Below are 15,488 nucleotides of genomic sequence, written 5' to 3'. Positions count from 1 at the left end.
ATTTATACGGAATATTCATTTCATTTTCAATAAAAAATCACCGTAATATTTCATTATGTGATCGTGATGGAATTTTGATTTATAAATATTCAAAAATAGAATAAATACTTCAAAAGAAAAAAGAACTAATAAAACAATGGGATAGAAGGATTTAAATTTAGACGGGAGTCAAAACAGAAAAATGGAAGTGAAAAAGCCCACCACATTTCGTGGTGGGAAATCGGGGGGTGGTTTCGTATTATCCGTTTAATACTGACGGGCTGTCGTTAATACTTGCTTAATGTCATTCGCGGCTTGCTCAATCTCTGGTTTATCGGCCACTTGAGCAGTACCACAGCGCCACCAAGCTTCATAACCATGGGTCATGGTTTTGGGTAACACTTTGATATCAATCAGGGTCGATACCGTCTGTTTTTTTGCCTCTTCAAGCGCACTGATCAGTTGCTCTTCGTTGTAAACTCGATAGGCTCGACATCCATAACTTTCGGCGTTCATAGCAAAATCCACCGGAACTAGTGGCCCGGTCAACGTGTTTGTTTTCGGATCTCGAAAGCGGTTTTCCGTTCCAAAACTCCCCATCCCTTGGCTCATTTGTAAATTATTGATAAACCCAAAAGCGGCATTATCAAACAAAATTACGTTGATCTTCACCCCTTATTGAATAGAGGTTTGTAATTCAGAATGCAGCATCATGTAAGAGCCATCACCTAATAAGGTATAAACGGGTTGATCAGGACAAGCGATCTTCGCCCCCACGGCAGCCCCAATTTCATATCCCATACAGGAGAAACCATACTCCATATGGTAGGTATCAGGTACTTTCGGTTGCCATAGCCGTTGTAAATCACCCGGTAACGAACCTGCGGCCCCGACCACAATCGCATCATCTTCTAAGTGTTGATCCAACAAACCTAAAACACGGGTTTGCGTTAACTCAGTATTGAGAGCGTCTCGATACTCACGCAATTCATCATCAAAATGCCCTTCCACCTCCGGTTGGTATTCTTGCCCTATTTGTGTAGCAAACAAACGCGCGACTTCTTCTCGCCACAGTGATTTCGCTTGCTTGATCTCATTGTGATAACCACTGGTGTAGCCAGCCTGAATTAAGTGGCTTGCCATCGCCCCAAGGGCTGATTTTGCATCCGCGACCACCGCAGTAGCATCAAGCTTACAGGCATCAAATTCCGACACATTGATGGTTAAAAAATCGACGTCTGGATGTTGAAATAATGATTTAGAAGCCGTGGTAAAATCGGTAAATCGGGTACCTACTCCAATCACCAAGTCGGCTTCTTTCGCAATGAGGTTAGCAGCCAAACCGCCCGTGGTACCAATGCCTCCTAAATTAAGGGCATGATCACACACAATGGCGCTTTTTCCTGCCTGTGTTTCACCAAAAGGAATATGGAAGGTTTCGGCAAATTGACGAAATGCTTCGTGAGCTTCTGAATATCGAACCCCACCGCCACAGATAAGTAGTGGTTTTTTCTTCGTCATGATTAAGCGAACCGCCTCATCGATCATGGCGTCAGTCGCAGGTCGGCGATCAATACGATGTACTCTTTTTTTAAAGAAATATTCTGGGAAATCATACGCTTCCCCTTGTACATCTTGGGGTAAACAGATGGTGACGGCTCCTGTATCAGCAGGGTCGGTCAAAACGCGCATGGCATGAATCATCGCAGACATCAATTGCTCAGGGCGATTGATACGATCCCAATAACGAGAAACGGGTTTAAAGCAATCATTGGTGCTGATTGAAGCATCATAATATTGCTCAACTTGTTGAAGCACCGGATCTGGTTGCCGACAAGCAAAAATGTCACCCGGTAAGAAGAGTACAGGAATTCGGTTTGCGGTTGCCGTTGCTGCCGCGGTGATCATATTGGCAGCACCGGGGCCAACGGATGAAGTCACGGCATAAATTTTCTTGCGTTTATGCTGTTTAGCAAACCCCATTGCAATATGCGCCATTCCTTGTTCATTACACCCTTGGTGAACAATCAAATCTCCTGAATCTTGTTCTAACGCTTGCCCAAGCCCTACTACATTGCCATGACCAAAAATCGTTAGTACACCATGAATAAACTTATGCTGCTGACCATCAAACTCAACGTATTGTTGGTTCATAAATTTGACCAGCGCCTGCGCTGTTGTCATTCTTATTGTCTTCATCACCCGATCATCTCCAAAATTCGCTAAGAGAAGCATTGATACTGTTCCATCACTGTTCTCGTGACTTACCGCAATCCTGTTATTTCTTGAAATCACTATATGAAATATAAATTTCATTTCAATTTATATTTGGAATAAATTTGGCTTTTGTGATCGGAGTACAATTGTCAAAATTAAACGTAAATTTCTTAATGTCGCCGAGTTTTTCTCATGAACTCACCTTGAAATTGAAACATTTATTTCATAATATGAATAATTGAAAACTTAAACTCATTTCAACCAGAAGCAAGTCATGAAGAACAAACCACACCTAGATAACGTGAATACGCTGGGGAAATGGGCTTGCTAACCACTGAGGAACATCGCATGTCTACACTATTATCAAAGTATAAAGCGCCAGATAAAATAGGGTGTACGCAAAAAATAACCCCTGAGAATGCAGGCTGGGAATATGTCGGATTTGAAGTTTATGAATTGAAAACAGGGCAAAAACTGGTTCTACCTGCATCAAGTAATGAACTTTGCTTAGTTCTGGTCGCGGGCAAAGCAAGCATAAGAACAGAAACAGCGATTTTTGAAAACATCGGCGAGCGGATGAACCCTTTTGAACGAAAAAAACCATACGCTGTTTATGTTTCCGCTCAGGAAGGTTGTGAGGTTGAAGCATTAACGCCACTAGAATTGGCCGTCTGTAAAGCACCGGGTAAAGGAACCTATGCCACTCGGTTAATTACACCAAAAGATATCCAAGCTGAAGCACGAGGCCAAGGTAATAACCGACGCTATGTACATAACATATTACCTGATGATGCACCCGCAGATAGCTTATTGGTCGTGGAAGTCTTTACTGATGAAGGTTGCACTAGTTCCTATCCAAGCCATAAGCACGATCAATCTAACGAACCTCATGAAACGTATTTAGAAGAAACTTACTACCATCGCCTTAACCCTAGCCAAGGTTTCTGCTTGCAGCGTGTTTATACCGATGATCGATCTTTAGATGAATCGATGGCGGTTTATGATAAAGATGTGGTCAAAGCACCAAAAGGTTATCACCCTGTAGCGACCATTGCCGGTTACGATAACTATTACTTAAATGTCATGGCTGGCCCTTCAAGAAAATGGTGCTTCACTTGGGAGCCAGACCATGAATGGGTCAATGGTCCGGTTTATAAGGCCAAACATGCTTAGTTGGGTATTTTGATTGTTATATAAAAACGTCAGCACTGATTGCTGACGTTTTTTATGCTAAGGATAAATCCGCTACTTACTCTTTGTTTGCAGAATCATGAAAAGCGAGCGATACAGCAAGAGTTTGAGCTAAACACAAGGAAGCGGCTTGAGAGCGAAATGCATCCACCTTTGCTTCTTTCACCACAAAACAGACATCACTCGATGAGGCTAATGGGCTAATTTGACTATCGGTAATGATAATTTGCTGAATCGCAGAACCGACTAATGATTCACTGATTGCAGTCGTTTCTTTTGCATAGGGTGAGAAGCTAATCACAATCAATACATCATTTTCTTCAATGGTACTCATCTGCTCTTTAAACATGCCCCCCAATCCATCAATGAGGAAAGCACGCTTGTTTAAGTGGCGCAATGCATAAACAAGATACGATGAAACAGAAAATGAACGACCTAAACCCACCACATAGATATTCTTTGCCTGAGCGAGAATCTCAACCGCGCTATCCAAATATTCAACCGGGGTTTGCGCCGCTAACTGATGCATAGCATTGCTATTTGCTCGTGCAAACTCTTGTAGAATATCCATCGGGCGTTCTGGTGGCGTGGTATCCCCTTCCATTTCTTTCAATAACCGAACACGATCCGTATAACTGGACGTCTCTTCTAATAAATTACTGCGAAATAGTTGTTTCATTTCATTAAAGCCACTGTAACCAAACGCATTGGCAAAGCGGATCAAGGTTGACGGTGGAACATTCGCTTGCTCAGCAATGGCGGAAACCGTTTCAAAAGCGACACTGTTTTTATTATCTAAAACATAAGCAGCCACTTGTTGCAATCTTTTGCTGAGTTCACCATAACGAGTACGGATTTGATCTTCTAATTCACTTAAGGTTGTTGCCGATAACATTCCAACACTCCATCATCTCTTTTAGACAATCTTATTCAAAATAAAACAACAATGAAATTTTTTTTCTGTTTTTATACGAATAAAGTAAAAAATTTAGACCAAACACGATTTTGTAGCGTTCATTTTTCAAGAGAGCTGACAGCAATATGCATTCATCATAATGAACGCAATACCAAAGGTCCCAAACACGGTGTTTGATCTTCACAAATTTCCTCGACCAACGCCAGAAACAACTCGCCAGTAGCCACTACATCGGCAAAAGCATTATGCGCGAGATAAGGAGGCAACCCTTTCTGTTCTCGAATATGAGCCAATCGTAAATCAGGATACATTATCCCTCGATACTTAATAAGCGAGCGTTCTAATCGCATCGTATCTAAAAAGATCAGGGGTAAAGGGAGTGAATCTTCTAGCGATAGCAACTGACGTAAAAACTGCTTCTCAATTTCAGCACCATGAGCAATCACCACTTTCCCGCTTAAACTTTCGACCAAACATTCAATCAGCTCATGACGTGAAATGCCTCCGAGCAATGTTTCCGGTACGATATGGTTAACGACCGCTGTTTCTGCCTCAATACAGTGCTCAGACTCAACATAATAATGCTGAGCCGTGGCAAGAGACATCACCGGGTAATGAATGTTGATCATCCCTACCGATAAAATTTCATCTTGCCTTGGATTGAGCCCTGAGGTTTCAAAGTCTAACACCACACACTTTAACTGCGATAACGGGGTATTAGGATCAGGGTACGGTTTCTTAAAAAGTGGCAGGCCATGAGACGGAATTCGAGATCGCGCCAAAGCATGACATCGTAACTTATCACTATTGCTGAGCGGGTGTTGACGACGAAACCAATGCTTTATCACCGTAAGCGCCCTCCTGCATGATACCGTTGTTTCGCCGCCTCTTGATAACGAGCAATAATTCGAAATGCATCTTTAAGATGGCTACGTTCAAATGCCGTCAACTCACCCGGCGCTACCTGATTATTCAGGGGTTGCCCGTGTTGTACTTGTTCACCTTGATGGTGAAAGCGAACTTGATTGATAAAGTTCAACGCTTCTTGTAGCTCTTGCTTGCTGCCATGGCTGATCACCCCAAGTTTTGCCGCACACGCTAATCTTTTGTGCGTTTCCGGTGCAAAACACCCTGCATTTAAGGCATAAATTCGCGCTAACTCAATAAGTAAATTCACCGCTTGCTGTTTAATATTAAGCACTTGGCGATTATCCCCATCTTTGGTTAACACAAATTGACGAAACAGGCCTAGTGGCGGACTAACACGCAAAGAGTTTGCCACCATAATAGAAAGAAAGCGCTGGTTTCCTCGGACACAAGTCAGCAAGGTTTGGTTAAGTGCCTCAACCAAAGGTTTTGCTCCGTATAAAAAACGCATGTCCAGAAATACGCTGATATCGAGCAATGACTGAGGTTCAGGCAATACCACCCATTGCCTGAAGTTTTTTTGCCATTGCTCTAAAGAGACACACCAGCGAGCCTGATTCGCCATCATTTCTCCTGGGCAAAATGGATAACCACAGGCATCAAGCCCATGGCAAACAAACTGTGCTAATTTGTGAAAATAAGCTTGCTCATCATGGTTGGCTTCTCTGGCCAATATGATGCCGTTATCTTGATCGGAATTTAAATGCATCTCTTGGCGAGCCTGAGATCCGGCGGCAAACCAAGCATATTCCATCGGAGGTGGGCCAAATTCACGCTCAGCCAATTGCAGTAGCCGTTTATTAAAGGCATCGGCGATCAAGGTCATCATCTGCTGGATAATGGTGGGGGCAACACTGGCAGAGAGTAATGCATCAAATACAGCTTGTCGTTGAGGAACCAGACTCACTAGCTCAATCAAAGACTCCTGCCGGTAAATTCGGCTGATCAGAAACACCGCATGAACATGGCTTTTTTCTGTCAAACTGGTGGCGGTTAATACCCCGACAACCTGCTCCCCTTCCAACACTGGCAAGCTTCGTACATTGTGTAACATCATCATTTCCATCGCTTCAAGCAACAAAGCATCAGACTGAATGGTTTGAGGATGTTGAGTCATAATTTGACTGATGGGCGTATTTAACGTTAACCCTGCCGCAATGACTCTTTTGGTCATATCTCTGTCAGTGACCACACCGACTAATTGATCATTATCCATCACTAACGCACTGGAACGGTGACTATTGACCATAATTTGTGCCGCTTCTTGTACCAGAGTATCGGTATGGACTTTTGCCACACTACGATTCATCACCTCTTTGACACGTTTTAAATAGAGCATTTCCTCACCGGCCCATTTCACACTGGAATGAGCCAAACGCACCGATTCTTTGGAAGAGAAGTGATTTCTAACCGCGGGGTTATCTTGCATGAGCTGTAACAGAACCCTTTTCGGAATGCGATACAGTAACGTATTTTCTAACGCCACTAGCTGGTAATCACACTCACCCGTACGATACAACTGGCTAAAACCGAACAGATCACCATCTGCGAGTCGAGCCCGCAAGGTTCCATCCGCGTGGCATTGCTCTACCGCGCCTGTTCGCACAAGGTACAATCCCTGCCCGACAATATGCTCTCCAGCAAGCGGTTTGCCTTGCTTTAAATAGAGAATATCCACTGCCGCCGCTAGGGCTTCTTGCTCTTGTGTTCCTAATCGCTCAAAGGGATCAACCGAAGAGAGATAACTAACAATATTAGGTAAAAGTGAACGTTCCATCGCAGAGCCTATTTCTATCAATGAAAATCGCTCAATCCTTTTGCGAAAAGATTGAGCGGTATACGTATTTCACTCTAGTAAGCGGCAAGGTAAAAACTTGTCACTATTGAGCGTCTTTCTGAGCTTTGATCATTTTGGCTCGTGGACTACGCATTAACTCACGGAAAATGATCCAGAAGACATACCCCAGTGAACCCATAGCCAATAAATAGTATCCAGTCATGATCCAAGTTGGCACATTATGCGCTAAAAAAACATACATAGAGACTGAAGCTAGCGTAATCAATACCGCCACCGCAGGTGTCATAGACCAAGGCGTAATATCTACTTGTTCGGTATAAACATCTTCATGATCTTCCTGAGGATAGAAATACCCAACCGTCAACATAAAGACAACGTTGGCAACAAATAATAACCCAACAAGGTGGAAGAAGTGGATGTCTACTTGGAAAACAAAGTTAAACAGAATATAGGCTGACACACCAAAAAGTAGCCCAAGTTTAGCGGCAATGGCGGGAACATGTTTGGTCAATAACCCGACCAGTACCACACTGAGAATCGGCGAGTTAAACAAACCTTGTAACTGCTGGATAAGATAGAACAGGCCATCTGGTGCGTTGGCAACTAAGGGGGCCACAATCATAGAGATTAACGCTAAGCTTAGCCCTAGCCATTTCCCAAGTGACACCGTTTGTGCTTCCGTTGCATCAGGTTTAAGCGATTTTTGGAAAATATTGACGGTAAATAGGGTCACCGAAGAGTTTAACCCGCCACTAAAGGTAGAGAATACCGCGCCCACTACCACTGCAGCGAAGAAACCGACCAACATTTCCGGTAGAACCAATTGTACAAGGCTAGGATAAGCATGGTCAGGGTTATCCATCTGCCCACTGAAAACATGGAAGGCAATAATACCGGGTAAAATAATAATACTTGGAATCATCAGTTTAAAGAAAGCACAAAGCAGTACTCCTTTTTGTCCTTCTGCTAGGTTCTTCGCCCCCAAGGCTTTTTGTACAATGGACTGATTGGTACACCAGAAGAACATATTGGAGACGATCAACCCAGTAAATAAGGTCGAAAATGGCACCATCGAATCTTCAGAACCAATCGAGTTAAATTTTTCTGGGTGAGCTTGATAGACTTCCACTAAGCCGCCCCAAATATCACCATTGCCCACATAAGCCAGAGCGAACAACGTGACCATCAAGCCGCCAGTAATTAACCCAACACCATTGATAGTATCGGCTACTGCAATCGCTTTAATGCCACCAAAAACAGCATAAATGGCCCCTATCGTACCCACACCCCAAACCATTAGCCATAAAGCGGTATCTTTATCGACACTAAATACATTGGATACTTGGAACAAACTTTCCAAAGCGATCGCACCGGTATAAAGCACAATAGGTAGGAGTGAAATGACATACATGGCTAAGAATAGAATCGACGTAATGGTCAGCGTTTGTTTATCAAACCGCTTTTCTAAGTATTCAGGAATGGTCGAAATACCCAGTTTTAGATAACGCGGTAGAAAGAAAATCGCAAAAAGAACGATGGTCATGGCTGCCATCACTTCCCATGCCATGACAATAAAACCAGTACGAAAAGATAAGCCATTGAGTCCGACGAGGTGTTCTGTAGAGAGGTTCATCAGCAACATGGATCCGCCAATATAAACCCCAGTTAACGACCGACCGCCGAGAAAATATCCTTCTGTTGAATCAGTAAGGTGTGCGTTGTGAGTTTTATAGTAGGCAAATCCCGCAACGAACAGCGTAAAACCGATAAATGAAATAAAAGCGAGCATGGTTCCTCCAAAAGCTTTTATTACGCCCAGCACCTTTATATCTCCATGCTGGGCGATAAATTAGCCAACCTGATTAGCGAAGGCTAATGACGATTTACAGTGTAATTTCACGTCCTGAGTGCAGTGATTCCAACGCTTTATCCGCGAGCAATAATGCTTGCTCACCATCATAACCACTGCATTCAGGCTTCGCTCGGCCAGATAACACATCCACAAAGTGCTGCCATTCTGCGCGATATGCTTTTTCATAACGCTGTAAGAAGAAGTGTTCAGGTTTTGCGGCCAGACAGCCTTGTTCGCCCCAAACTTCCACCACATCTTCATGGATATTATTAGCGCACAGTAAACCTTTTTCTCCATGCAGTTCAATACGTTGATCGTAACCGTAACCAGAGCGACGGCTATTGGTAATCGTCGCCATCGCCCCTGATGGGAATTTCATCACGATGAATGCGGTATCAATATCCCCCGCTTGACCAATTTCAGGATCGACAAGATTACTGCCTTGTGCATAAATAGAGACAGGATCTTCTCCCATGATAAAACGAGCCATATCAAAGTCATGAATCGTCATATCTCGGAACATGCCACCAGAAACTTTGACATATTGAGCAGGAGGTGGCGATGGATCGCGGGAAGTGATCAGCAGTGACTCCGCTTTACCAATGACACCCGCACTCAGTTGTTCACGCACTTTTCGAAACTGTGGATCATAACGGCGATTAAATCCGACAAAGAGAGGAACCTGATGCTCTTTGACAATGGCTAAACATTCACGGACTCGTTCAATATCTAAATGGACAGGTTTCTCACAAAAAATAGCTTTCCCAGCTCGTGCAGCCAGTTCAATCAACTCTGCATGGGTATCCGTCGCAGAGGCAATCAGCACCCCATGGACATTGGGATCAGCCAGAGCTTGTTCTGTGGTTTGAATGTTAGCGCCATATTTATCGGCCAGTTTTGATGCACCATCACCATAAGGGTCAATGACAGAGTAGAGGTTGGTTTCTTTATGTTCAGCGATATTGACGGCGTGAACTTGTCCAATTCTACCAGCGCCAAACAAAGCAATGTTATACATAGGGTACTCTCCTTCTACAGGATGTTTTTATGATCTTTTCATTGAAGCTTTACCGCATAACGAGTGTTGGCTTTCTCACTTCATTAATGAGCGGGATGGAAACAATGAGTTCTTGTTAATGACAAACACACCATAGCAACGAAAAAATAATTCCACAATAATTTAAAATGAAATTTTTATTTTGTTTTTGAGAATTGAGAGTATCGCAACATTTTTGCTCACCATGAACCTTGAGGCTGTATTCATTAAGGATAATATGAGAGGAATTGAAGAACATTGATCAACAAAATAGAAACATTATTGATATATAAAGGCTTTTTATTACTCTCCTCACAGAATAGGGAATGATATGAAATAAATATTTCATATCAACTAAAAACCGCGCGCATTTCCGAACGATCTCGAACAAAAAAGCCACAATATGATCGCGCTTCTCTTTGTGGCTTTCGTTCATTGGTGACACTTCACGCTTCTAGTGCGAATGGATTAGAAATCTGTCATTAGCCGTTTATATTCCATGTCATCCTCATACATTTTGTGGAAAATAGTGTATTTCATATCATAGAAATGCTTAATTTTTTCGGTCTGTGGCGTCACACTTTTACTGATACGACTCATCGCATTCATGGCATCTGGAATGTCACTATAAAACCCGGCGGCCACGGCTCCTAACATTGCGGAGCCAAGAATGACAGCTTCACTCTCTTCTGGTAACAAAAAAATACATCCTGTCGCGTTCGCATGTTCTTGCAGAAAAATACTGTTCTTGGTACCTCCCCCACAAGCCATGATGGTATCAATTTCGTAGCCTGAGCGGTTCATGACTTCGATAATATGGCGAGTTCCCAAAGCGATTCCCTGAATAGTTGCCAAATACAGTAATGCCATATCATCCATGGTTTGGGACATTTTTAATCCAGTAACCGTCCCCGTGAGATGCGCATTAGCTCGCGGTGAACGATTGCCATGAAAATATGGCAGTACGTGAATGTCTTTGGTCAGAAAGGCAATGTTGTCTTTGCTGCCCGCTAAACTCAGCAAACGATCATTTAACAACTGGTAGACCGTTTTTCCTACTTTACCCGCTTGTATCTTGACACTGTCATACAGTGGATGAGAAGTAATCACATGATCAATTAAGGCTCCGGTTGCAGACTGACCGCCTTCATTTAACCAGTACCCCGGGATCATGGCGCTGTAGTAAGCTCCCCATACCCCATCAATAAATCGAGCGGTTTTTGAAACGGCCATGTGACAAGAGGAAGTGCCACCAATTAAGGCTAACCGCTTATTAAAATCCGCTTTATCCCCCGTCATTCCTGCCGCACCTAAAACACCAATTCCCCCCGCATGGGCATCAATAATGGAGGTCGCAACGGCCGTTCCAACCACTAAACCAAGATCTGAAGCCGCATGAGCGGTTAACCCATTTCCTACTGGTTGCCCCATTGGCAAAATACGTTCGCCAATCACTTTCGCATTACTGTCGAGTAAATCATCAAGACCCACTTCTTTGAAAAAGCTTTTATCCCATCGACCTTCATGACCCAGATAGGTCCACTTACAGACGGTTGAACACAATGAACGACTATCATCAAAGGTAGCTTTCCAAGTTAAAAAATCCGGTAAATCAAAAAAATACCCCGCTTTTGACCAAGTATTCGGCATGTTTTGTTTTAGCCAGAGTAACTTTGGGGTTTGCATCTCAGGTGAAATCCGATTCCCCACATAAGCCAGCACAGGATGCTCCGTTTTATTAATGCGATCGGCTTGAACGATGGCTCGATGATCCATCCACATGATAATGTTCTGTTCACTACGCCCCGTTGGGCTCACGGTTAAAGGTTGACCATGTGGGTCCAACACCACCAGAGAACAGGTTGCATCAAACCCTATCCCTTTGACTTGAATCGGGTCGATATTGGCCTGAGAGACCGCATCTTTCACCGCCAAGCACACCGACTGCCAAATATCTTCCGACGATTGTTCAACAAAATCGGCTTGTGGCTTAAACATAAGCGTATCGCGTTTCGCTTCACCTACTTTATGTCCATTGGCATCAAATACCCCAGCTCGTGCGCTACCACTGCCTACATCAACGCCGATAAAATAAATACTCATAGATTTCACCGTTAAGCCTTATTCTTTTGTAAGAAAATAAATAAAATCAGGATACCGCCCCATAAAGCCATGGTGAGATAGCTGCTCACTCCCAGCAAGTTAAGGCCGCTTTCTAATGTTTGAAGCACTATCAAGGCAAGCGCAATACCAATAATTCTCCCAAAACCGCCATCAGGGTTAATACCGCCTAACACCGACGCTAGAATGGCAATCAGTAAATAAGATTCGCCATATCCGGCTTTAGCAGAATTGAATTTTGCCATCATGACCAATGCTGCCACCCAACATAATATGGATGAGAGGACATAAACCGCTAAGGTGGCCTTTTTCGTGTTAATCCCTGAAAAACGGGTGGCTTTTTCATTCGACCCCATTAAATAAATGGTTCGTCCTAAGCGGGTATGCTCTAGTAAAGCCCAAAGCCCGATCGCAAAGACGGCAAACAAAATAAGAGGCATGGGAATACCGAAAAATACCCCATTTCCCAGCACCAACAATGTATTCGGGAACCCAGAGATCACGCTTCCCCCAGAAATGAGTACATTTAATCCGTTGATCAATGTCATCATTCCTAGTGTTGCCAAAATGGGAGAAACACCAACATAAGCAATTAACGCTCCATTAAACAGCCCAATAATGACCGCCGTTGACACGCCTCCAGCCAAGGCAATCACCAGCATCGCCGCACTGTCTGGTGCTTGAGTAATGATGCTCGCCATAATCAAACCGCAGGCATTGGTCGTGGCAATAATGGATAAATTAATGCCTCCGGTTAACATACAGACTGCCATTGCCAGCGCGAGCAAACCCAATAATGGCATTTGAGAAGACATCGACTGTAGGTTATTTAACGAAAAGAAAGATGGACCGGCCAAAAATCCCATGGCCAGTAAAATACCCACTAATATCACCAACAAATAACGAATATTTTTGTCCGTCGGTAGTTGTAGTTTATTGAGAATGACTTCCATTATGCCCCCTGCGCCGCTTGTTTTTTCTCGTTGATCGCCGTCATGCTAATGCTGCACACAATAATTAAGCCGGTTACAACAGTGTGCCAATAAGAAGGAACCCCTAAAATCGTTAATCCATTTTTTACAATTGCCAGTAAGATAACCCCAAGGATCACTCCCATTAATGTTCCCTTTCCTCCTGTCATACTGGTTCCTCCCAGCACGACAGCAGCGAGCACGGTCAACTCAAACCCCATCAGTGAATTTGGTGCAACCGACTGGGTGATTTGGGTTTGCACGACTGAAGCGATGCCCGCCAGTGCCCCCATATATCCATAGACAAATAAATGAATACCAAAAAGGTTAATACCAATCCGACTTGCTGCATCAGCATTGCCACCCACGGCATAAATTTGTCGTCCTAGGCGTGTTTTCGTCATTAAAAAAGAAGTGGCAAGAACCATCACAATAAGCGTCAAGATCGGAAGTGACAAACCATAGTCATAGCCATCACTACCTGTGAACGTGAATAACTCGATACCCTCCATAAACCAGTCGGGAAAACCGTATAACCACTCACCATTGCTGACATAAATCAGCAAACCAAAGAAAACATTTAAGGTGGAGATGGTAATAATGATGGCGGGCACTTTTAACTTGTAAACAAGGATCGCATTGATCATTCCCAGTAAAATCCCCACTACGGTAGCAATAGCAAAAGCAAGCATAAAATTGCCACCGAGAGCTAAAATGTAAGTCGCCATCACATACTGGGCTATCGCCGCCGTAGCAGGAAAAGAGATATCAATTCCCCCAGCGATCAAAACAACAAATAACCCACAAGCCATGATGCCAAGAATGGCTGAGCTGACGGACATATCGAATAAGTTACCTAAGGTCAGAAAATCTTCAGAGGTCGCCGTTAGTACTCCCACAATGAGAACAATCATCATCGACAGATAAAATTCATGATGTTTCGTTAACGGCGTGAGAGAGCAGCGAAATGAATTAACCATTGACGGCCTCCATAATCTCTTGTTCGGTGGAGTAAGCGGGGTAGAAGTCATGAGTAAAACGTCCTTCTTTCATCACAATCACACGGTGACTGTTATAAAACACTTCAGGGATCTCATCACTGACCATGATGATGGCCATTCCTTTTGCGGCAAGATCTTTGGCGATGGCATAAATCGCCTCTTTATTGGCGACATCAACGCCAACGGTCGGAGAGTCAAGGATCAGCACCTCAGGTTCTGCCGCTATCCACTTTGCGATAGAAATGCGCTGTGCATTACCACCAGAAAGGCTAGTCACTGGTAATTGAGGGTCAGCCACTTTAATTGAGAGTGATGAAATCAAAAGCTCCACCAGCTTATTCGCTTTGATGTGGTCGAGAAAACCCGACGGTTTTTGCAATCGATCCAATACCGCGGCCGTAATGTTGTCTTGAATGGTTTGATCCATAACCAGCCCAGTCGACATACGATCTTCTGATACATACCCAATACCATGAGCAATCGCCTCTCGGTTGGATTCGAAGAAAACCGGCTGTCCGCTGATCAATATCTGACCACCATCTGGTTTTGTCATACCAAATAACGCCATACATAACTCCGTTCGGCCAGCACCCAGTAATCCCGTAATAGAAACCACTTCACCCGCGCGAACAGAGAAAGAAATGTCACTAAATTGCCCTTTTTTCGTCAGGCCTTTGACTTCCAGTTTGATCTCACCTTGCTCGTGGTAAGGTGCCAGCGGAGTAAATTCAAAGCGCTGCCCCGTCATTAAAAAGGCCAACTTGTCACTGTCAACATCACAGGCTTGATACGTTCCAATCGTTTTTCCATCACGAATAACGGTAATTCGATCAGAAATTTCCATCACTTCATCCAATTTATGGCTCACAAAGACGACCGTGACGCCTTTAGATTTGAGATCGGCAACCACATTAATCAGATGGTTAACTTCCGTGCGAGTTAACGATGCGGTAGGTTCATCCATGATCATTAATTTGGCATCCGATGCCATAGCACGACAAATTGCCACAAGCTGACATTCAGCAATAGAGAGCTGTTCAACCCTTTTGTCTAACGCCAACTTCACGCCGACTTTGGCCATCGCGGTGAGTGCAATGTCTCGAATTCGTTTTTTTTGCACCAACCCTTTCGACCACTCAATGTGATCTTGAATAGCAATATTCTCTGCAACGGTTAAGTTGGGAAATAATGACAAATCCTGATAAATCACTTGGATGCCGTATTCAATCGACTGTTGTGGGGTAAGCCTTGCATAACTTTTACCGCCAAGGATGATTTCTGCTCCTTTCTCTGGCGCATGAACACCGGAGATCACTTTAAATAACGTACTTTTACCACAGCCATTTTTGCCCGCTAAACAATGCACTTCACCTTGATTAAAGGTAAGATCAATGTCATCTAGAGCTTTCACTGAACCAAAATGCTTTGAGACATGTTTAAGGGTAATAAAAGGAGTACCTGACATAAGAATTTCCAGAA

10 protein-coding genes and 1 pseudogene are annotated in these 15,488 nt (G+C 43.6%); 1 reads left to right on the top strand and 10 read right to left on the bottom strand.

Annotation, left to right across the window (positions count from 1 at the left end; all coding sequences use genetic code 11):
* Positions 1 to 246: 246 nt before the first annotated feature.
* A pseudogene (iolD, locus tag FKQ60_RS07610) lies at positions 247 to 2,178 on the bottom strand (3D-(3,5/4)-trihydroxycyclohexane-1,2-dione acylhydrolase (decyclizing)).
* A gap of 366 nt (positions 2,179 to 2,544) precedes the next feature.
* On the opposite strand from iolD, the gene iolB reads away from it, so the two are divergent.
* Positions 2,545 to 3,369: a 5-deoxy-glucuronate isomerase gene (gene iolB / locus FKQ60_RS07605; protein WP_170906266.1), complete on the top strand. Its 825-nt coding sequence runs from the start codon at positions 2,545 to 2,547 to the stop codon at positions 3,367 to 3,369.
* A gap of 76 nt (positions 3,370 to 3,445) precedes the next feature.
* On the opposite strand, the gene FKQ60_RS07600 is transcribed toward iolB, so the two are convergent.
* The 9 genes from FKQ60_RS07600 to FKQ60_RS07560 all read right to left on the bottom strand — a co-directional run bounded on the left by FKQ60_RS07600 (position 3,446) and on the right by FKQ60_RS07560 (position 15,474).
* The gene (locus FKQ60_RS07600; RefSeq protein WP_004396389.1) at positions 3,446 to 4,282 is read right to left on the bottom strand and encodes a MurR/RpiR family transcriptional regulator; all 837 of its coding nucleotides are present in this window, start codon (positions 4,280 to 4,282) and stop codon (positions 3,446 to 3,448) included.
* A 155-nt stretch (positions 4,283 to 4,437) separates the two neighbouring features.
* Positions 4,438 to 5,151 (bottom strand): exonuclease domain-containing protein, encoded by a 714-nt coding sequence (locus tag FKQ60_RS07595; RefSeq protein ID WP_004396390.1) that lies wholly within the window; start codon positions 5,149 to 5,151, stop codon positions 4,438 to 4,440.
* Positions 5,148 to 7,007: a DUF294 nucleotidyltransferase-like domain-containing protein gene (locus tag FKQ60_RS07590; RefSeq protein ID WP_004396391.1), complete on the bottom strand. Its 1,860-nt coding sequence runs from the start codon at positions 7,005 to 7,007 to the stop codon at positions 5,148 to 5,150. Before FKQ60_RS07590 ends, FKQ60_RS07595 begins: the two co-directional genes overlap by 4 nt.
* 103 nt (positions 7,008 to 7,110) lie before the next feature.
* On the bottom strand, positions 7,111 to 8,817 hold the full coding sequence (locus tag FKQ60_RS07585) for a solute:sodium symporter family transporter (protein ID WP_040905021.1): 1,707 nt from the start codon (positions 8,815 to 8,817) through the stop codon (positions 7,111 to 7,113).
* A 94-nt stretch (positions 8,818 to 8,911) separates the two neighbouring features.
* Positions 8,912 to 9,898, bottom strand: coding sequence for an inositol 2-dehydrogenase (gene iolG, locus FKQ60_RS07580; RefSeq protein ID WP_170906265.1), 987 nt, complete (start codon positions 9,896 to 9,898; stop codon positions 8,912 to 8,914).
* Positions 9,899 to 10,384: 486 nt separating this feature from the next.
* On the bottom strand, positions 10,385 to 12,019 hold the full coding sequence (locus FKQ60_RS07575; RefSeq protein ID WP_154116156.1) for an FGGY-family carbohydrate kinase: 1,635 nt from the start codon (positions 12,017 to 12,019) through the stop codon (positions 10,385 to 10,387).
* A gap of 11 nt (positions 12,020 to 12,030) precedes the next feature.
* Positions 12,031 to 12,990, bottom strand: a complete 960-nt coding sequence (locus tag FKQ60_RS07570; RefSeq protein ID WP_170906264.1) for an ABC transporter permease — start codon at positions 12,988 to 12,990, stop codon at positions 12,031 to 12,033.
* Positions 12,990 to 13,988, bottom strand: coding sequence for an ABC transporter permease (locus tag FKQ60_RS07565; RefSeq protein ID WP_170906263.1), 999 nt, complete (start codon positions 13,986 to 13,988; stop codon positions 12,990 to 12,992). The genes FKQ60_RS07570 and FKQ60_RS07565 overlap by 1 nt, the downstream gene beginning before the upstream one ends.
* Positions 13,981 to 15,474 carry a sugar ABC transporter ATP-binding protein gene (locus tag FKQ60_RS07560; protein ID WP_154171087.1) on the bottom strand — a complete coding sequence of 498 codons (1,494 nt, stop codon included), beginning with the start codon at positions 15,472 to 15,474 and terminating at the stop codon, positions 13,981 to 13,983. Before FKQ60_RS07560 ends, FKQ60_RS07565 begins: the two co-directional genes overlap by 8 nt.
* Positions 15,475 to 15,488: the final 14 nt, after the last annotated feature.

This window comes from Vibrio sp. A11, assembly GCF_013048705.1.
In the GTDB taxonomy this organism is placed as follows: domain Bacteria; phylum Pseudomonadota; class Gammaproteobacteria; order Enterobacterales; family Vibrionaceae; genus Vibrio; species Vibrio metschnikovii.
The sequence above is the reverse complement of the archived record's forward strand: the minus strand, read 5'-3'. Positions and strand labels throughout refer to the sequence as shown.

Bases quoted from the DNA above. Each gene is read 5' to 3' on its own strand.
- iolG (WP_170906265.1), bottom strand. From the start codon at position 9,898: ATGTATAACATTGCTTTGTTTGGCGCTGGTAGAATTGGACAAGTTCAC.
- FKQ60_RS07570 (WP_170906264.1), bottom strand. From the start codon at position 12,990: ATGGAAGTCATTCTCAATAAACTACAACTACCGACGGACAAAAATATT.
- FKQ60_RS07565 (WP_170906263.1), bottom strand. From the start codon at position 13,988: ATGGTTAATTCATTTCGCTGCTCTCTCACGCCGTTAACGAAACATCAT.
- FKQ60_RS07560 (WP_154171087.1), bottom strand. From the start codon at position 15,474: ATGTCAGGTACTCCTTTTATTACCCTTAAACATGTCTCAAAGCATTTT.
- iolB (WP_170906266.1), top strand. From the start codon at position 2,545: ATGTCTACACTATTATCAAAGTATAAAGCGCCAGATAAAATAGGGTGT.
- FKQ60_RS07585 (WP_040905021.1), bottom strand. From the start codon at position 8,817: ATGCTCGCTTTTATTTCATTTATCGGTTTTACGCTGTTCGTTGCGGGA.
- FKQ60_RS07600 (WP_004396389.1), bottom strand. From the start codon at position 4,282: ATGTTATCGGCAACAACCTTAAGTGAATTAGAAGATCAAATCCGTACT.
- FKQ60_RS07575 (WP_154116156.1), bottom strand. From the start codon at position 12,019: ATGAGTATTTATTTTATCGGCGTTGATGTAGGCAGTGGTAGCGCACGA.
- FKQ60_RS07590 (WP_004396391.1), bottom strand. From the start codon at position 7,007: ATGGAACGTTCACTTTTACCTAATATTGTTAGTTATCTCTCTTCGGTT.